The following is an 18008-nucleotide window of genomic DNA, read 5'->3' on the forward strand; positions in this document are numbered from 1 at the left end:
CCCGAGGGTGACGAATACTTGTGTCTCCAGATTCCCACGAAAGGGTTCGCTCATGACCAGCCACCATGCATTCCAGCAAGTCGATGTCTTCTCGTCAGAACCACTCAAGGGCAATCCTCTCGCCGTCGTCTGCGATGCCGATGGCCTGTCGGATGCGCAGATGGCGGCTTTTGCCAACTGGACGAATCTGAGCGAGACGACCTTTCTCTTGAAGCCGACATCGCCGGATGCCGATTACCGGGTGCGGATTTTTACGCCGCATGGAGAGTTGCCTTTCGCTGGCCATCCAACGCTTGGCACATGCCATGTCTGGCTATCCCGTCAGGGCAAAACCGACAAGGCCGAGGTGGTGCAGGAATGTGAGGCGGGTCTTGTCCGTATCAGGGTTTCAGACGGCAAGCTAGCATTTGCCGCGCCACCCTTGCGCAAATCCGGTCCAGTGGATGCCGATATACTTGAAAACGTCATTGAGGGTCTTGGTCTTTCAAAGGATGCCGTTATCGATGCAAACTGGACGGATAACGGTCCCGGCTGGGTCTCGCTGTTGCTCCGTTCGCGGAAGGATGTTTTGAACATCAAGCCGAATTATCCGGTTCTTGGCGGCTTCAAGGTCGGCGTGGTGGCTCCTTGCAGTGTGGAAGACGCTATCGAGGCGGATTTCGAGTTGAGAGCCTTTGCGGATGGTTACGAAGATCCGGTCACCGGCAGCCTGAATGCAGGCATCGCGCAATGGCTGATTGGAGCGGGAATCGCGCCGCACAGCTATGTTGCAAGCCAGGGCACGGTTCTTGGCCGGGCAGGGCGTGTCAGTGTCGACAAGATCGGCGACGATATCTGGATTGGCGGTGCGGTAACGGTGTTGATCGAGGGTACGGTGAGCCTGTGATGAGCGCTTAAATCCTGCCTGTCACACACATGTTATGGATGTGTGTTTTAGCGGTGCCAGATCGCAACTGGAACCGCATTCATGAAAACGCTTCTCTCCGCCTTCACGGCCGTCGTTTCGCTCGGCATTCTCTTGGGCAACGCCCAGGCGGCTGATCTGGTTCTCTACACCAGCCAGCCGAACGAGGATGCGCAGGCAACCGTCGATGGCTTCAAGGCTGCCAACCCAAACATCGACATTCAGTGGGTGCGTGACGGAACGCCGAAGATCATGGCAAAGCTGATGGCCGAGATCGAAGCGGGCAACCCTGTTGCCGACGTGCTGCTGATTGCCGATACGGTCACGCTGGAGCGCATGAAGCAGAACAAGCAGCTTCTGGCCTACAAGTCGCCGGAAGCGGCCCATTATGATGCGGCCTTCTATGATGCAGATGGCTATTACTACTCTACCAAGCTCATCACCACGGGCATCATGTATAACACCCAAGCCGCGATGAAGCCGACGAGTTGGAAGGATCTGGCAAAGCCGGACGCCAAGGGCCTCGTCACCATGCCAAGCCCGCTGACCTCTGGTGCGGCCCTCATCCACGCGCAGACGCTGGCTGGCGTCAGCAGCCTTGGCTGGGATTATTACAAGGCGCTCAAGGAAAATGGCGCGATTGCCGCTGGTGGCAACGGTGCCGTGCTGAAGTCGGTTGCCTCGGGCGAAAAGGCCTATGGCGTCGTGGTCGATTACATGCCGATCCGTGAGAAGGCCAAGGGCGCACCGGTTGAATTCGTGTTCCCTGAGGAGGGCGTTTCGGCCGTCACCGAACCGGTCGGCATTCTGGCCAACACCAAGCATGCCGACGCCGCCAAGAAGTTCGTGGATTACGTTCTGTCCGCCAAGGGCCAGGAAGGCTTCGTCAAGCTCGGTTACATTCCAGCCCGCAACGACGTTGCCCTGCCGGAAGGCTTCCCGGCGCGCGACAAGATCAAGGTACTGCCAATCAACGCACCGGAAGCGCTGAAGAACTCAGAAAAGGACCTGAAAACCTTCTCGGATATCTTCGGCTCCAAGGGCTGATCCGCATTCATGCACACGATTTCGAAGACAGGAAACAGTCAGCCGCGCTGGCTGTTTCCCTTTGTGGTTTCAGTCGTTTTCATGCTGAGCGCGCTGCCGCTGGGGCGGCTGGCTTATACCGGCATCCTTTCTTCACTGAAAGGTAACATGTGGCCGCTGCTGAGCGATCCGGCGCTGTGGAACGCGGTGGTGAACACGCTCTCCACATCCTTTTTCGGCATGGTCATTTCGCTCGCCATCGGAGCCGGTTTCGCGCTGGCACTGACGCTGTGCGATATCAGGGCCAAGTCGGCACTGAGCTTTCTCTTCATGCTGCCGATGATGATCCCGCCGCAGGTGACAGCACTGTCATGGATCGGCATGACGGGGCCATCCAGCACGCTCTTGAAGGCCATCGGCCTTGCGCCGCCTTTGGGTTCGCCGCAGCCGCTGTATTCCATTGCTGGCATTGCGCTGCTGCTGGGCGTGCAGCATGCGCCGCTGGTCTACCTTTCGCTTCGTGCCGGGCTGCTGGCCTTGCCGCAGGATGGCATCGAGGCGGCCAAGCTGTCCGGTGCGTCCTCCTGGCAGGTGCTGAAAGACATTATTCTGCCGCTGGCCATGCCGGGCCTGATTGCGGGTGCTGCTATCTCCTTCGTCTCGGGCGTGGGCAATTTCGGCATTCCCGCCATTCTCGGCATTCCCGCGTCCATCTTCACCTTGCCAACGCTGATCTACAGTCGCTTTGCCAGCTTCGGCACCAGCACCTTTGGCGATATCGCCATGCTCTCGGGCATGATTGCTATCATTTCCGTCCTCGGCCTTGCCATTCAGGAACGGGCGATGAAGGGGCGCGATTACCGCATCATCGGCCTGTCCGGCAAGGCCGCGACCTTCCAGCTTGGCGGCTGGCGGATGTTGGCGGAGTTGGCGCTCTGGCTCGGCATCTTTTTCATGCTGGTGGCGCCGTTGACGGCACTTGTCGTCAGTTCGCTGGCGCCTGCCTATGGTGTGCCGCTGACCCTCAAAACCGCGACGCTGCATGCCTATGAGGAAATCCTGTTCCGGCAGGCGGTGACGCGCACGGCCTTTGCCAACTCGCTGTTTCTCGCCACGGCAACATCGCTTTGTCTCCTGGCAGTGACAGTGTTGACGGCCTATTTTCTGGTGCGGGGCAAAAGCCGTTTCATGTTCCTGCTATCGGCGCTGGTGGATATTCCCTATGCACTGCCGGGTGTGGTCATTTCCGTGTCCTATGTCCTGCTGTTTGCCGCGCCCATTCCGCTGCTGGGGGTGACGCTTTACGGCACGCTGTGGATCATTCTGCTCGCCTATTTCTCCTCCTTCTTCGCCGTCAGCCTGAAGCCGATGGTCTCAGCCTTCACGCAGTTCGACCCGGCGTTGGAGGAAGCGGCACGGCTGGCCGGGGCGGGGTTCTGGCGGCGGATGTTCGATATCATCCTGCCGCTAGTCGGGCCTGCGGCGGGTGCCTCGGTCATTCTCGTGTTCCTCATTGCCTGCAACGAACTGACGGTATCGGCGCTGCTCTGGTCCGCAGGCACGCAGACGCTGGGCGTGGTGATCTATAATCTCGATGACAGCGGCAGTTTCGATCTTGCCTCGGCACTCTCCGTGCTGGTGGTGGCGATGGTGATCGTCCTCATGCTGCTTCTGGAAGTGCTCGGCCGAAAGCTGCCGAAGGGAGTTGTGCCTTGGCGAAACTGATCCTCAACCGCCTGTCCAAGAGTTTTGGCGGCGGCAAACCTGCCGTCAACGACGTGTCTATGACCATTCGCGAAGGCGGCTTTCTGGCGCTGCTCGGCCCTTCCGGCTGCGGCAAGACCACTGTCCTGCGCATGATCGCCGGTTTCGAACAGCCGACGGACGGTGCCATTCTGCTGGGTGAACGTGTGCTGGCCGATGCCGGCAGCATGGTGCCGCCGGAACGCCGCAACATGGCGATGGTGTTCCAGTCCTACGCGCTGTGGCCGCACATGACCGTCGCCGATAATGCCGGATATCCGCTGAAGGTGCGTGGCATTTCCGGCGAGACCTATAAGCGCAAGGTGGCGGATGCACTCGCCACCGTGCGGTTGGAAGCCTATGCCGACCGCCGCCCATCCGAACTTTCCGGCGGGCAGAGGCAGCGCGTGGCATTGGCCCGCTGCCTCGTTACCGAACCCGACGTCGTGCTCCTCGACGAGCCGCTGGCCAATCTCGACCGGCATCTGCGCCAGGAAATGGAAGAAACCTTCCGCGAATTCCACGCCACATCAGGCGCAACCATGGTCTATGTCACCCATGACCAGGCCGAAGCCATGGCACTCGCCACCGATGTCGCCGTCATGTCCGAGGGCAAGCTGCTACAGATGGCAGCCCCGGCTGAACTCTACGCCCGCCCCGAAGGCAGGCTTGTGGGCGGGCTGGTGGGGCAGGGTGCGATACTCTCTCTGCCGGTGCCGGAGAATGCGCCACGGTCCCTGGACTGGAGCCAGTTACGACCAATGATGGCAGGTGAAAGCTCGTCGTCACCGAGTGCCGATATTCTGGTGCGCCCGCAGGATGTAATACAGGACGGCGAAGGCATAGCCTGCCGCGTCGCCAACATTCTCTACGAGGGCGAGCGCTACGCCCTGCGGCTGACGCTACCGGACGGGCAGTCGCTGCGCGCCTATTCCCGCGAACCCGCCGCCATCGGCTCGCTGTTCCCCATCGCCATCCGTTCGGCCTGGCGGCTGTAAGTGCTTGCCGTGACAGGAGAAACGGATAGTCTTAGCTGAGACCAAACCGGGAATGATTCATGTCGCTGCGGCTTGCTACGTTCAACATCGAAAACCTGATGACGCGTTTCGATTACACCGGCTTTCGCAACCAGACGCGGCGCGACCGGGCCATGCAGCTTTTCGATGTGCGCGACGAGGCGACTTATCAGGCGCTGGAAAGCGCGCGCATGCTGGCATCCACCGATGACACTCGCCAGCTTTCGGCGCTGGCCATTGCCGATGCGGATGCCGACATCCTCTGCCTGCAGGAAGTCGATAACATGGCCGCTCTCCAGGCCTTCGAATACGGTTATCTCTACCGCATGGTGGGCAATGGCTACCGCCAGAAATATCTGGTGGAAGGCAATGACAGCCGCGGCATCGATGTCGCCGTCATCATGCGTGAGGAAACGCTGGATGGCGAAAAGATCGAGCTTGTCGAGATCAAAAGCCATGCCACGCTGACCTATCGCGAGTTGGGTCTGTTCACGCCAGAACTGGCGCTGACGAACCGCATCGACGACAAGATTTTCAAACGCGATTGCCTGGAACTCGATCTGCGCATCGGAGGCAAACCGTTTACGCTTTATGTGACGCATCTGAAATCCATGACCAATGCGCGGGAGGCGGGCGATGCTCGGCTCTCCACCATGCCCGTGCGCGAAGCAGAGGTCCGCGCCATCCGCCGCATCATCGAAAACCGGTTCGGAGTAGACAAAGCCCGCTCCATGAATTTCGCCATCTGCGGCGACATGAACGACTATCAGGAACGCGTCACCATCTCCGGCAACCGCCGCACCGGCTACAGCTTTACGCCGGTCAAAGAAGAGCGCAGCGCGCTTGATATTCTCAGCAAGGACGGTTTCGCAGTAAACCCGATGCTGCGCCGTGACGACATGGACCGCTGGACCCTCTACCACTCCCGCGGCCCGCAAGAGCAGCATCTCTGCCAGCTCGACTACATCTGGCTCTCACCGCATCTGGCGGAGATCAACGCCAACAGTGCCCCCGAAATCATCCGCGCCGGACAACCCTACCGCACCGTCTTTCCGCCAGGGCAGGAGGTAGAGCGTTATCCGCGCACAGGTTGGGACAGGCCGAAAGCCTCTGACCATTGCCCGGTGGTGATGACGCTGGATTTGGGGTGAGATGCCGAATGTGCACAAGTGAGATTTCGCGCAAGCATGTTACCGCTCGGCGAGAATAACCAAATTATCATCGGGAAAAAGAAAAACTGGTGCCCCCGACAAGGTTCGAACTCGTGACCCCCTGATTACAAATCAGGTGCTCTACCAACTGAGCTACAAGGGCAATCCAGTGCGTGTGGAATTAGCAGATTCTTTTCCGGTGTAAAGTGGAAATTTCATCTGCGACTCGAAAATTATGTGATTTTTGGGTGGGCGCTGTGATTTAGGCCCGGACGTAATAGAGCTTGTGGACGATGATCCAGTTGTTGTCGCGTTCGAGCAGGGTGAGATATTCGGAAAAACCCAGACCGGCGAAGCGGGTGGTGAGTTTGACGGAGGCGGTGTCGCCGGTTTTGTCTATTCCGAGGATTTCGAATTCCTGTTGCTGTTCCTGCAGGCCCTGATCGGCGGAGCGGATCTGGTGGATGAAATCCTCGAGCGATAGCCATTCGGTTGCGCCTTCGTAGTTACCCACGATAAATGCGCGCGGATCGAATACCTCTCGCAACAGGCTGGCATCGGCATAGGTCATTCCCTGCACGTAATCTGAGACGGTTTGGGCAATCGTTTCGGACATTGGACTCCTCCCTCCAGAAGTGCTTTCTAAAGTACACGGCTTTTCGGCAATACGCTATAACCCCTTGAAACCAGCGTATAACCCGGCCTTGAAGATTGTTTGGTGAACTGGAAATGGAGGGTTCTCCACATATTTGTGATGCGCAGGTTGGCGCTCGCCATGTGCTGGACAAATTTACGGGTGATGGCGAGTTGCGGTTGGAGATGGTGAGGCGTGATTGTCGTTTTGCGTTCAAAACCGCGACAGAGGGGTGCCTTGGGCGCGCAAAATTTCGTATGATCCCGTGGCGGCCACTGTTCTGATTTGCGGGCAGGGCTGTTTTCGAGAATGCGGGTACAGGTGTTTCGGTGATCGATCCTTATGTTTTGCTGGGTGTGGAGCGCAATGCGGACGAGGCGGCAATCAAGTCCGCCTATCGCAAGGTGGCCAAGAGTGCCCACCCTGACAGCGGCGGCGATGCCGAGCAATTTGCCAAGCTGCAATTGGCCTATGATCTCCTGAAAGACCCCGTGCGCCGCCGTGTGTTTGACGACACTGGCTACGACCCGCAATTGGCCGATGCCAAGGATCTCAAGGGTTTGCTGATGCTGGAAACGCTGGTCAACGAATTCATTCTGGATGAGCGCGAGCCTGGCAGCTTCGATCCCGTGGCGGCCATGCGTCGCAAGCTGACGGATGATATTCTGAAAAGCCGCTTTCATATTCTGGAACTGGAACGGCACCGCGCCCGTGTGCGCAAGCATATGGATCGTCTTGGCCGCAAGCCCGAGACGGATGTGCTGGGCTCCATGCTGCGAGCCCGCAGCCAGTCTATCGCGGATGCCATTCGCAATGCGGAGACACAGATCGAAGTCATCGAGCAGGCTTACACGATGCTTGAGGGTTATTCCTACGAGTTGGAGATCGCTATTCTGGCGGAGCCGGTGCTGAAAGGTGAGGCGGCCGAATAAACGGTGTGCCTCAAGGGCCGTTCACCAGCGCCAGAATGAGCTGATGGACAGCACCGCCATTCGACAACTCGTCCCGGTCGAAATCGCGGCCACGCTGGCGCTGTTCGTTGGAAAGCTCGCCTAAACGCTGTTGCAGAACGGTGCGGACCTTCTGGCACTTCGGATCATCCTCAGCACGCAGGCCGACGCTGTAAGCCTCGATCTTTTTCACCATATCGAGAATATGCTGGCCGTGAACACGCTCATGCTTTTCTACGCCTGATATGAAGCGTTGCCAGCTGGCGGCAACATCCGGCGGCAGCTTTGCCGGTGCTTTCGGCCACGTATAGATGATGGTGAGGTTCGGACGCGCCGTTGCCAGCACGCATGCGCCATCCGGCTGCGGGCGATAATCGCGCCGCCAGGTCAGCTTGAACGTGGTGTGGGCCACGGCCTGCACGCCCGCCTGCGGGCCACGCTCGCCGATGGACTGGTAAAGGCTGAAGCCGGTATTGCCGCTGATCGTATAGGTCTTGATCTGCTCGCTGGGTGTCCAGCTGCCGGTTTGCGCATTCGCGGACGGTGTCAAAAGAGCAATGAGAGTGCCTGTGGCGAGGATAGTTGTGAGAAATCTAGGCACGCGTTTTCCTGCTTGTCATCATGTCATGTCAGCTTGCACCGGCTCCGGTGGTTCTGGCTGGTAGAGTTCCCAACCACGCGGGGTCAGGTGCTCTTGCGGATGGTATCTGACCTTATAGCCCATCTTGTCCGAACCGTTGACCCAATAGCCGAGATAGACATGCGGCAGGCCAAGCGTGCGGGTGCGGGCAACGTGATCGAGAATAAGGAACGTGCCAAGCGACCGTTTTTCATATTCCGGATTGAAGAACGAGTAGACCATGGACAGCCCGTCGCTCATCGTATCCGTCAGCGCGACGGCAATGAGTTCGCCACGTTTGCTGTCGTCTATGCCGGCACCCGGTTCGCGCTTGCGATATTCGATGATGCGGGTGCTGACGTGGGTGTCTTCCACCATCACGGCATAATCCAGCGCCGACATATCCGACATGCCGCCGGACTGGTGGCGCCGGTCCAGATAACGGCGGAAAAGAGAGAACTGCTCGGTGGACGGTTCGGACTGATGAACCGTTGCCACGAGATCGCTGTTGATGCTCATGACGCGGCGCATGGATTTCGTTGGCGTAAAACGGTCGGCCAGAATGCGGACGGAAACGCAGGCGCGGCATGTCTCGCAGGCTGGACGGTAAGCGATGTTCTGCGAACGACGAAAGCCGCCCTGGGTGAGCAGATCGTTCATTTCCGTCGCACGCGGGCCGACAAGATGTGTGAAAACCTTCCGCTCCAGCTGACCGGGCAGGTAGGGACAGGTGGCCGGTGCTGTCAGGTAAAATTGCGGAGAAGGCGTCGCCTGCGTGTTCATCGAACCCTGATCGCTCCCTTCGCCAGTCAAGCCTTTCTACCAGAATGGCAAAAAGACATGAAACGTCAACTGGCTGATGTGGGACGCACGTCGAATTGAAGCCGCCAGAGGCGGCTTTTAAGAATTTTAGGTTGTTCTAACGATAACGGTTCCCAAAAGGAAGTCGTGCAGCAGCCGCGAGCGTTCCGTGAAGAGGCCAGCCAGCAGAATAAACGGCGTCAGAATGGAGTTGATGATCCAGAACAACGCGATGTGCACGGTGGACAGCAGGAAATCGATTCGCTGTCCGTTCGTCCGCGCCATGGCAATGCCTGCGGCGCGCATGCCCGGTGTTGCCTGTGCGGAACTGCCCAGTGTCATGCCGAAATAGAGGATCGCCACGATGAAGAACATGGCCGGGAACAGCACGAACCCGAGACCCAGCGTGAGGACGCCGAGAAAGAAGATGATGACCGCCGCTGGAATGCACAGCAGCAGGACAATCATGTAGTCGATGATGAAAGCAAAGACGCGACGGCTCAGCACGCCGCTATAGGCGCGCCAGTCTTCGGTCGGGACGTATGTCGTGTTCGGGTCGAGGCTCATCGACGGTTTCTCCTGTTCGCAAAATCATATGGTGTTGAAACCGTGCAATGCAATGATCTGCCTGTTCAACCCTTGGCAAGTTTTTTGGCGGCCTCGATCGCGAAGTAGGTCAAAATGCCGTCGCAACCGGCACGTTTGAAGCAGAGCAGCGTTTCCATCATCACCCGTTCGCCATCGATCCAGCCGTTCAGGGCGGCGGCCTTGATCTGCGTATATTCGCCAGACACCTGATAGGCGAAGGTCGGCAGACCGAAGGCCTCCTTCAAGCGCCAACAGATATCGAGATAGGGCAGGCCGGGCTTGACCATCAGCATATCTGCGCCTTCTTCCACATCGAGGGCGGCATCGCGCACGGCTTCCATGCCATTGGCAGGGCTGATGTAATAGCTGTTCTTGTCGCCCTTCAGCAGGCCGCTGGTGCAGATCGCGTCGCGATAGGGGCCGTAATAGCCGGAGGCGAACTTCGTCGCATAGGACATGATGCCGACATTCTGGTGGCCGCTTGCATCCAGTCCGCGACGGATGGCGCCGATACGCCCATCCATCATCTCGGATGGTGAGATGATATCGGAGCCTGCATCCGCCTGCATGATCGCAGCTCTCACGACCTGATCCACCGTCTCGTCATTGATGATCTCATCGCCGCGCAAAATGCCGTCATGCCCGTGGCTGGTGAAAGGGTCCAGAGCGACATCGGTGATGATACCGATGTTCGGCACCGCTTTCTTGAAGGCTGCTGTTGCCTGATTGATGAGATTGTTGGCTTCGAGAACCTGAGAGCCGGTTTCGTCACGCATGTTCAAGTCGATGTTGGGAAAGGTGGTGATAGCGGGAATGCCGAGATCGGCAGCTTCCTTCACGGCTTCGACCGCCTTGTCCACACTCATGCGGTTGACGCCGGGCATGGATGGAATGGGCTCCAGAATATTCGTGCCGGGCACGATGAACACCGGCCAGATGAAATCATCCACCGTCAGTAGGTTTTCACGCACCAGCCGGCGCGTCCAGTCCGCCTTGCGGTTTCTGCGCATACGCCGGTGGCCGGTAATGTGATCTACGAGATGTGTCTTGTCGTTCATTATCAGTCCTTCCGTAGCCGGTAATGTCCGTGCGTATGACGCGCGGCATGGCCGTTTTTAGATGCCGACGCATTCTCTTCCTCATTCCTGTGCTTGTCACAGGAATGAGGACAAAGGGAAATGTCGACGTCTAAAAACGGCCCTTGTCGTGTATTGTGCTGCCCATAACACAATGTATCGCACATGCGAATGCGGCAGATCGTTGCGGATTTTTGACAGGCCGTTTGCCGCAGAGCAATATCCGCTGGTCGCTTCTGCAACAGGTCAGTATCTTGCCGCCATGGAACCTGATTCTCTACCACATCCGAAAATGCCGCTCAGCGAAATTCTCTACCTCATTTTTCTGAGGTTGGTCGCGCTTTCGTGCTTCTGGTTCAGCCTGCAATATTGGGCGATGCTGACGGGCTATTCGCTGAACGGGCAGGCGCGCTTTGATATGCTCAATATGCAATGGCGCGTGGCAGGCACCAGTCTCGCCGTTGTTTTTCCTGTCGCAGCGCTGGGCTTATGGCTTGGCGTATCCTGGGGCGCGGTGATGTGGGTCATCGGCGCGGGTACCCAGATTGCCATGTACCGGGTGTGGCCGGATATTTTCGGACACAACACCGTCGTACCCGTTATGCACGGCATCGTATCAACTGTTTATATACTATTTCAGGTCGCTTTTTGGCTGGATGCCCGCCAAAATGACGAGCGCTCAAGAATTGATTTACCATAAAATTAAAGCTATTGAGGCCCGATTTTTCTCGTTTTTTTGACGTAAGTCATTGAAATATATAGGGGTGATTTGGCCGATTTTGGATTTGATACAAGCTTCATCAAAAGCCGAACATGCAAGTAACGTTTCATTAATCGTGCATTTTAAGTAGAATTTTATGCGCATTGCTTAGATTTGGTCTCAAGGCGGGAAACAAACAAACACCGCCAAACAAAAACAGTGAGGCAGTCATGATCAATAGCAAAGCAAAGCCACAGGCCATCGTTTCCGACGCTCAGGACGAAACCATCCGCTCTCTCTACATGGAATCGCTTCACCTGGTTGAGCGTCTCCACCGCCGCCTTCTCGATGTCATCAAGGACGAGTTCGACCGTCAGGGTCGCGATGATGTCAACGCAGTTCAGGCGCTCCTGCTTTTCAACATCGGCACTTCCGAACTGACCGCCGGCGAACTCCGCTCGCGTGGCTACTACCTCGGCTCCAACGTGTCCTACAACGTCAAGAAGCTGGTAGACCTCGGCTTCATCAACCACCAGCGTTCCCGCATCGACCGCCGCTCGGTTCGCATTAGCCTGACCGAAAAAGGCCAGGACATCGCAGAAACCGTTGCAGGCCTCTATGAGCGCCACATCGGCTCTATCGAAAAAGTCGGCGGCATCGGCACCGGCGAGTTCGCCGAAATGAACAAGATGCTTCAGCGTCTGGACCGTTTCTGGAACGACAGCATCGCTTACCGCCTGTAATCGCTGGCTAAATCATTCTCAAAGCAAAGCCGGATGCGGGGCGCATCCGGCTTGTTGCATTTTTGTGCGGCGTTTCCTTAAAATCACACGCTGACACAGCTTCGTGAGGCACCTTCAGGTGACACGAATTGGCCATATTGGTATGGGACCGCCACAAGCGAAGGAGCCGGCGGTTTCTCCTGTGTTCGCGTCATGCGTCATCCTAAAGTTCGCATCGAGTCAATCCTGCCGGCAGGCGCGTTTATACGTGTTTGTTAACGATGTTGTTTTAGGCATTGTTTAAGATGCCTGATAAATTGGCTGGTAGGTAAAATGACAAAGAAAATCGTCCCTGAAGTTGTTTCACGGCGCGCCATGTTGCGCTCTGCCGTTTCCCTCGGCGCTGTGGCTCTCGCCGCGCCCGCATTCGCTCAGGATGCGTTCAACGATCTGATCGGATCGTCGCGCCGTGGTAACTGGGACGATCAGTTCGATGCAAACTCTTCGCGGGCCGCGGCGGGTGTTGCCTCCAACACGCCGGTTCTCAGCCCGGAATCACCTGCTTTCGTTCAGCAGGCGGTGATGCAGTATCAGCAGATCGTTTCGAACGGTGGTTGGCCCGCCGTTCCTGGAAGCCAGCAGAAGCTTCAGATTGGTGTCAGCGACCCGTCCGTTCAGGCCTTGCGTCAGCGCCTGATGATCTCTGGCGATCTGCCGCGTGAAGCCGGTATTTCCAGCGCATTCGATTCCTATGTCGATGGTGCCTTGAAGCGTTTTCAGGCGCGTCACGGCCTTCCGGCTGACGGCGTCATCGGTGAGTACACGTTGAAGGCACTGAATGTTTCGGCGCAGATTCGCCTGGGGCAGCTTCAGACGAACCTCGTTCGCGTCAATACGATGTCTGGCGATCTCGGTCCGCGCCACGTCATGGTCAATATTCCAGCTGCCTCCATTGAGGCGGTTGAGAACAACCGCGTCGTGCTGCGCAACACGGCCGTTGTGGGCCGCGATAGCCGCCCAACCCACATCATCAATTCCAAGATTTACGAGATCATTCTCAACCCTTACTGGACTGCGCCGCGCTCGATCATCGAAAAGGACATCGTTCCTTTGATGCAGAAGGATCCGACCTATCTGGAGCGCAACAACATCCGCCTTCTCGATGGCAAGGGTCAGGAAGTGTCGCCGACAACCATCGACTGGAATGCGGCGAAGGCTCCGAACCTGATGTTCCGTCAGGACCCGGGCAAGAACAACGCCATGTCTTCGACCAAGATCAACTTCCACAATCCGAACAACGAATACATGCACGATACGCCGCAGCAGGGCCTGTTCAACAAGCTGATGCGTTTCGAATCGTCCGGCTGTGTTCGCGTGCAGAACGTTCGCGATCTGACATCATGGATGCTGCGTGACACGCCCGGCTGGTCGCGACAGGAAATCGAGCGCGTCATCGCCAGCCGCGTCAACACGCCGATCAAGCTGGCGCAGGAAATTCCGGTGTATTTCGTCTACATCACGGCCTGGTCGACACGTGATGGCGTCGTACAGTTCCGCGACGACATCTACAGCAAGGACGGCAACGCCGAACTGGCGCTGAACACCACCAATACCCAGGAGCAGCCATCGGGTTCGATGGACGACGACCTTTTGCCACGTAACTGATCCATCGCTCTAAATGTTGTAAAAGCCGCGTTTCTCGAAGCGCGGCTTTTGTTTTTTGCGGAATGGCAAAGCAAAAAATAGAATTTTTCTGCCTAAGTCGCAGTTTGACGGGCAAATCTCGCAGGCTGTCTTGCTCTTGAAAGGGCAGGGCGTTAAGACGCCATCGCATTACTGTTTCAGGAGCTTTCATCATGACGAATACAGATGCCTTCTTCTCCAGTCCGCTCGCCGACGTCGATCCAGATATCTTTGGCGCGATCGAGAAGGAGCTCGGTCGTCAGCGCCACGAGATCGAACTGATCGCCTCGGAAAACATCGTTTCCCGCGCCGTGCTTGAAGCGCAGGGTTCGATCATGACCAACAAATATGCCGAGGGATATCCGGGCAAGCGCTATTACGGCGGATGCCAGTTCGTGGATATTGCCGAAGAGCTGGCCATCGAGCGTGCCAAGAAGCTGTTCGGCGTCAACTTCGCCAATGTTCAGCCGAACTCGGGTTCGCAGATGAACCAGGCCGTGTTCCTCGCGCTGCTGCAGCCGGGTGATACCTTCATGGGTCTCGACCTGAATTCGGGTGGTCACCTGACGCATGGTTCGCCGGTCAACATGTCCGGTAAATGGTTCAACGTCGTGTCCTACGGCGTTCGCGAAGGCGATAACCTGCTGGATATGGACGAAGTCGAGCGCAAGGCCAAGGAAACCAAGCCGAAGCTCATCATCGCCGGTGGCACTGCCTATTCCCGCATATGGGACTGGAAGCGTTTCCGCGAAATTGCAGATTCGGTCGGCGCGTACCTGATGGTGGATATGGCCCACATTGCTGGCCTTGTGGCCGGTGGTCAGCACCCATCGCCGTTCCCGCATTGCCATGTTGCCACGACAACGACCCACAAGTCGCTGCGCGGCCCACGCGGCGGCGTCATTCTAACGAACGACGAAGATCTGGCAAAGAAGTTCAATTCGGCTGTTTTCCCTGGCTTGCAGGGCGGCCCACTGATGCACATCATCGCCGCCAAAGCGGTTGCCTTTGGTGAAGCATTGAAGCCTGAGTTCAAGGATTATGCGGCACAGATCGTGAAGAACGCCAAGGCATTGGCGGAAACGCTGATTGAAGGCGGTCTTGATGTTGTTTCTGGCGGTACCGACAACCACCTGATGCTGGTCGATCTTCGCAAGAAGAACGCCACCGGCAAGCGGGCGGAAGCAGCGCTCGGTCGCGCCTACATCACGTGCAACAAGAACGGTATTCCGTTCGATCCTGAAAAGCCTTTCGTCACCTCTGGCGTCCGTCTCGGCACACCTGCCGGCACGACACGCGGCTTTAAGGAAGCGGAATTCCGCGAAATCGGCAAGCTCATTGTCGAGACGCTGGATGGCCTCAAGGCCGCCAATTCTGATGAAGGCAATGCCGCTGTCGAGGCTACTGTTCGTGAAAAGGTCGTCACACTGACCGACCGTTTCCCGATGTACCCGTACCTCTAAGGAAGGATCGCAGATGCGCTGCCCTTTTTGCGGCTCGGAAGATACGCAGGTCAAGGACTCGCGTCCGGCGGAGGATAACACCTCCATCCGCCGGCGGCGCATCTGCCCGGATTGCGGCGGTCGCTTCACGACCTATGAGCGCGTGCAGTTGCGCGAGCTGATGGTCATCAAAAAAAGCGGCCGCAAGCTGCCCTTCGATCGCGAAAAGCTGGTGCGGTCTTTCGAGATCGCACTGCGCAAACGCCCGGTGGACCGAGATCGCATCGAGCGTGCCGTCTCAGGCATAGCACGTCGTCTGGAAAGCTCGGGCGAGACGGAAATTCCATCCGAAGAAATCGGCTTGCAGGTGCTGGAAGCGCTGAAGAGCCTCGATGATGTGGCCTTCGTGCGTTACGCCTCTGTCTATCGTGATTTCAGTCACGCCGAAGATTTTGAAAACGTCATTGCCGAGATCAACGCCAAGATCGCCCGCGATACGGAAGCCGGGAAGTAATCATGACGACCCGCGCCGATGATGAACGGTTCATGGCACGGGCAATCGAGGTTTCCCGCCGCCATACAGGCCTCACTGATACCAACCCCTCCGTCGGCTGTGTTCTCGTCAAAGATGGTGAGATCATCGCAGAGGCCGTAACCTCTGTCGGCGGTCGGCCCCACGCGGAGCGGAATGCGCTTGACCTCGCCGGAGAGACGGCGAGGGGCGCAACCGCCTATGTCACCCTCGAACCGTGCTCCCACTTCGGCAAAACCCCGCCTTGCGCCAACGCGCTGGTGGATTTCGGTGTGGCGCGTGTTGTGGTCGCCGTCGATGACCCGGACGAGCGGGTTTCCGGGCGCGGCTACCAGATTTTGCGCGATGCCGGGATTGCGGTCGAGACCGGCTTGCTGCGTGCCGAGGGCGAACGTGTGCTGGCGGGATATCTCACGCGAAAGGTGAGGAGCCGTCCACATGTGATTTTGAAGCTTGCTGTTTCCTCGGATGGGATGATTGGCCGGGTTGGGGAAGGGCAGGTGGCCATCACCGGGCCGGAATCGCGACGGGCAGTGCATGAGTTGCGGGCTCGGTGTGATGCTATTCTGGTTGGGATTGGAACGGCGATTGCGGATGATCCGGAACTGACGGTGCGGATTGCTGGGTTGGAGCATCGCTCGCCGGTGAGGATTGTGCTGGATCGGCGGTTGGAATTGCCGATGGGGTCGAAGCTGGTGCGGACGGCTGGGGATGTGGGTGTTGTGGTGGTGCGGATAGCGTCGAGCCCGGAGCTACCCCCCTCTGCCCTGCCGGGCATCTCCCCCACAGGTGGGGAGATTGGCTGGGCGCTGGCATTGTCGGACGTCTCGTTGTCGGCGTCAAACGCTAAAAATGCGTCTGAGCACATTGCGTCAAAATCAAACGATAAATTGGGGCGATCAGCCAACCGCGAGTCGATCTCCCCACCTGTGGGGGAGATGCCCGGCAGGGCAGAGGGGGGTAGCCACACCCAAAAACGCACACAATTGGAAACATCAGGCGTCGAAGTCCTCGAAACCCCAACCCTCCAATCCCTCCTTACCATTCTCGCCAACCGTGGAATGTCGGAACTTCTGGTCGAAGGTGGCGCTCACGTCGCAAAATCCTTCCTTGAAGCTGGGCTCGTTGACCGTATTCTGCTGTTTGAAAGCCCGGTGATTGTCGGCGCAGGCGGTCTTGAAAGCCCGCTCACACGTGCCGATATCTCCCAGGAATTTACATTTGTCGGCGAGACCGCTTACGGGCCGGATCGTTGTTTTGAATTTGAAAGGCCGCTTTGATGTTTACCGGAATTGTTACCGACGTTGGAACCGTGTCCGAGCTTGAGGCCTTGCCGGAAGGCGTGCGGTTGCGCGTGGCGACCACCTATGATCCCAAGACCATCGATATCGGCGCATCGATTTCCCATGGCGGCGTATGTCTGACGGTGACGAAGCTTCCCGAACAGGGCAGCAACGAGCGCTGGTTCGAGGTCGAGGCCTGGGAAGAGGCGCTTCGCCTGACCACCATTGCAAGCTGGACCAAGGATACTCGCGTCAATCTGGAGCGCGCGCTGAAAATTGGCGACGAACTCGGCGGCCATATCGTGTCCGGCCACGTGGATGACAAGGCCGAAATCCTGTCGGTGGAATCCGAAGGCGAGGCGGTTCGCATCCGCCTTCGTGCGCCGGAGCATCTGGCGAAGTTCGTGGCACCCAAGGGTTCCATCGCGCTGGATGGTACCTCGCTGACCGTCAATGCCGTCAACGGCACGGATTTCGACGTCCTGCTCATCCGCCACACGCTGTCCGTCACCACTTGGGGCGATCGTCAGCCGGGCGATTTCGTGAATTTCGAAGTCGATACCATGGCGCGCTATGCCGCTAGGCTGGCGGAGTTTCCGTCCGGGAAAGAATGACGATGTCGCCGTTGTAGTCCGTGCGAGCAAGTTCGGCAAAGCCGAGTTTGCCGGCCAGCTTCAGCGAAGGACCGTTTTCTGGGTGGATGATGGACGTCATACGCATGTCCGGGAAATTGACCTTCGCCCATTGGATGAGCGCGCTGACGGCCTCAAAAGCGTAGCCCTTGCCATGGAACTCCGGAAAGAACACCCATCCGGTTTCCAATGTCCCTTCCACGGAGGGGGTGATCTCACGACGTGCCTCATGAAAGCCGGCTTCCCCAATAAACCGGCCAGTCTCTTTGTCTTCAATTGCCATGAAACCAAATCCGAGATGGTGCCAGTGTCCGGCGGATCGCAGCAATTTGCTCCAGCTTTGCTCGCGGGTCTGAGGTATCCCGCCTATGTAGCGCACGACGCCTGGGTCGGCCCATAGCGTTGCATAGTCGGCGAAATCATTGACGTGATGTGATCTGAGAATAAGACGAGGGGTTTCGATGATGGGGATGCTGTGCAAGCTACGCTCCTGCGGTTATCGCGCA

At 57.8% G+C, this 18008-nt stretch carries 19 protein-coding genes and 1 tRNA gene; 13 read left to right on the plus strand and 7 right to left on the minus strand.

From position 1 onward, the window contains the following. The first annotated feature begins 52 nt into the window (after positions 1 to 52). The 5 genes from CPJ18_RS08155 to CPJ18_RS08175 all read left to right on the plus strand — a co-directional run bounded on the left by CPJ18_RS08155 (position 53) and on the right by CPJ18_RS08175 (position 5840). Complete coding sequence (locus CPJ18_RS08155) at positions 53 to 886, plus strand: PhzF family phenazine biosynthesis protein (RefSeq protein ID WP_103657684.1); 834 nt, start codon at positions 53 to 55, stop codon at positions 884 to 886. Positions 887 to 967: 81 nt separating this feature from the next. After that, complete coding sequence (locus CPJ18_RS08160; protein ID WP_103657685.1) at positions 968 to 1951, plus strand: ABC transporter substrate-binding protein; 984 nt, start codon at positions 968 to 970, stop codon at positions 1949 to 1951. 9 nt (positions 1952 to 1960) lie between these two features. Continuing rightward, the gene (locus CPJ18_RS08165) at positions 1961 to 3655 is read left to right on the plus strand and encodes an ABC transporter permease (protein ID WP_103657686.1); all 1695 of its coding nucleotides are present in this window, start codon (positions 1961 to 1963) and stop codon (positions 3653 to 3655) included. After that, the gene (locus tag CPJ18_RS08170; RefSeq protein WP_103657687.1) at positions 3643 to 4671 is read left to right on the plus strand and encodes an ABC transporter ATP-binding protein; all 1029 of its coding nucleotides are present in this window, start codon (positions 3643 to 3645) and stop codon (positions 4669 to 4671) included. The genes CPJ18_RS08165 and CPJ18_RS08170 overlap by 13 nt, the downstream gene beginning before the upstream one ends. Positions 4672 to 4730: 59 nt before the next feature. Continuing rightward, a complete protein-coding gene (locus CPJ18_RS08175; RefSeq protein ID WP_103657688.1) occupies positions 4731 to 5840 on the plus strand; it encodes an endonuclease/exonuclease/phosphatase family protein in 1110 nt (369 codons plus the stop codon). 87 nt (positions 5841 to 5927) lie between these two features. Here CPJ18_RS08175 and CPJ18_RS08180 read toward each other — a convergent pair. Both CPJ18_RS08180 and CPJ18_RS08185 read right to left on the minus strand, forming a co-directional pair. Then, positions 5928 to 6003: transfer RNA gene (locus CPJ18_RS08180), tRNA-Thr, on the minus strand. A 99-nt stretch (positions 6004 to 6102) separates the two neighbouring features. Continuing rightward, positions 6103 to 6456 (minus strand): nuclear transport factor 2 family protein, encoded by a 354-nt coding sequence (locus CPJ18_RS08185; RefSeq protein ID WP_103657689.1) that lies wholly within the window; start codon positions 6454 to 6456, stop codon positions 6103 to 6105. A 347-nt stretch (positions 6457 to 6803) separates the two neighbouring features. On the opposite strand from CPJ18_RS08185, the gene CPJ18_RS08190 reads away from it, so the two are divergent. Continuing rightward, positions 6804 to 7406 carry a J domain-containing protein gene (locus CPJ18_RS08190; protein ID WP_103584268.1) on the plus strand — a complete coding sequence of 201 codons (603 nt, stop codon included), beginning with the start codon at positions 6804 to 6806 and terminating at the stop codon, positions 7404 to 7406. Positions 7407 to 7416: 10 nt separating this feature from the next. Here CPJ18_RS08190 and CPJ18_RS08195 read toward each other — a convergent pair whose 3' ends face one another. From CPJ18_RS08195 to hemB, 4 genes are all read right to left on the minus strand, one after another. Next, on the minus strand, positions 7417 to 7983 hold the full coding sequence (locus CPJ18_RS08195) for a DUF922 domain-containing Zn-dependent protease (RefSeq protein ID WP_245445381.1): 567 nt from the start codon (positions 7981 to 7983) through the stop codon (positions 7417 to 7419). 60 nt (positions 7984 to 8043) lie between these two features. After that, the gene (locus tag CPJ18_RS08200) at positions 8044 to 8826 is read right to left on the minus strand and encodes an arginyltransferase (protein ID WP_103657691.1); all 783 of its coding nucleotides are present in this window, start codon (positions 8824 to 8826) and stop codon (positions 8044 to 8046) included. A gap of 126 nt (positions 8827 to 8952) precedes the next feature. Then, a complete protein-coding gene (locus tag CPJ18_RS08205) occupies positions 8953 to 9411 on the minus strand; it encodes an RDD family protein (protein ID WP_077107054.1) in 459 nt (152 codons plus the stop codon). 65 nt (positions 9412 to 9476) lie between these two features. Further along, on the minus strand, positions 9477 to 10490 hold the full coding sequence (hemB, locus tag CPJ18_RS08210) for a porphobilinogen synthase (RefSeq protein ID WP_103657692.1): 1014 nt from the start codon (positions 10488 to 10490) through the stop codon (positions 9477 to 9479). Between the two features lie 280 nt (positions 10491 to 10770). On the opposite strand from hemB, the gene CPJ18_RS08215 reads away from it, so the two are divergent. From CPJ18_RS08215 to CPJ18_RS08245, 7 genes are all read left to right on the plus strand, one after another. After that, positions 10771 to 11208 carry a DUF6163 family protein gene (locus CPJ18_RS08215; RefSeq protein WP_077107090.1) on the plus strand — a complete coding sequence of 146 codons (438 nt, stop codon included), beginning with the start codon at positions 10771 to 10773 and terminating at the stop codon, positions 11206 to 11208. Positions 11209 to 11441: 233 nt separating this feature from the next. Further along, entirely contained in the window at positions 11442 to 11951 is a 510-nt protein-coding gene (gene ldtR / locus CPJ18_RS08220; RefSeq protein WP_173645921.1) for a transcriptional regulator LdtR, read from the plus strand. Between the two features lie 312 nt (positions 11952 to 12263). Then, positions 12264 to 13595, plus strand: coding sequence for a L,D-transpeptidase family protein (locus CPJ18_RS08225; protein ID WP_103657693.1), 1332 nt, complete (start codon positions 12264 to 12266; stop codon positions 13593 to 13595). A 191-nt stretch (positions 13596 to 13786) separates the two neighbouring features. Next, positions 13787 to 15076 (plus strand): serine hydroxymethyltransferase, encoded by a 1290-nt coding sequence (glyA, locus tag CPJ18_RS08230; protein ID WP_077117276.1) that lies wholly within the window; start codon positions 13787 to 13789, stop codon positions 15074 to 15076. 13 nt (positions 15077 to 15089) lie between these two features. Beyond that, a complete protein-coding gene (gene nrdR, locus CPJ18_RS08235; RefSeq protein WP_103657694.1) occupies positions 15090 to 15569 on the plus strand; it encodes a transcriptional regulator NrdR in 480 nt (159 codons plus the stop codon). 2 nt (positions 15570 to 15571) lie between these two features. Then, positions 15572 to 16867: a bifunctional diaminohydroxyphosphoribosylaminopyrimidine deaminase/5-amino-6-(5-phosphoribosylamino)uracil reductase RibD gene (gene ribD / locus CPJ18_RS08240; RefSeq protein ID WP_103657695.1), complete on the plus strand. Its 1296-nt coding sequence runs from the start codon at positions 15572 to 15574 to the stop codon at positions 16865 to 16867. Further along, positions 16867 to 17484: a riboflavin synthase gene (locus CPJ18_RS08245; protein WP_103657696.1), complete on the plus strand. Its 618-nt coding sequence runs from the start codon at positions 16867 to 16869 to the stop codon at positions 17482 to 17484. The genes ribD and CPJ18_RS08245 overlap by 1 nt, the downstream gene beginning before the upstream one ends. On the opposite strand, the gene CPJ18_RS08250 is transcribed toward CPJ18_RS08245, so the two are convergent. Next, positions 17450 to 17983, minus strand: a complete 534-nt coding sequence (locus tag CPJ18_RS08250) for a GNAT family N-acetyltransferase (RefSeq protein ID WP_103657697.1) — start codon at positions 17981 to 17983, stop codon at positions 17450 to 17452. The two genes, CPJ18_RS08245 and CPJ18_RS08250, sit on opposite strands and share 35 nt — an antisense overlap. Between the last annotated feature and the right edge of the window lie 25 nt (positions 17984 to 18008).

This window comes from Agrobacterium rosae, from assembly GCF_002915175.1.
In the GTDB taxonomy this organism is placed as follows: domain Bacteria; phylum Pseudomonadota; class Alphaproteobacteria; order Rhizobiales; family Rhizobiaceae; genus Agrobacterium; species Agrobacterium rosae.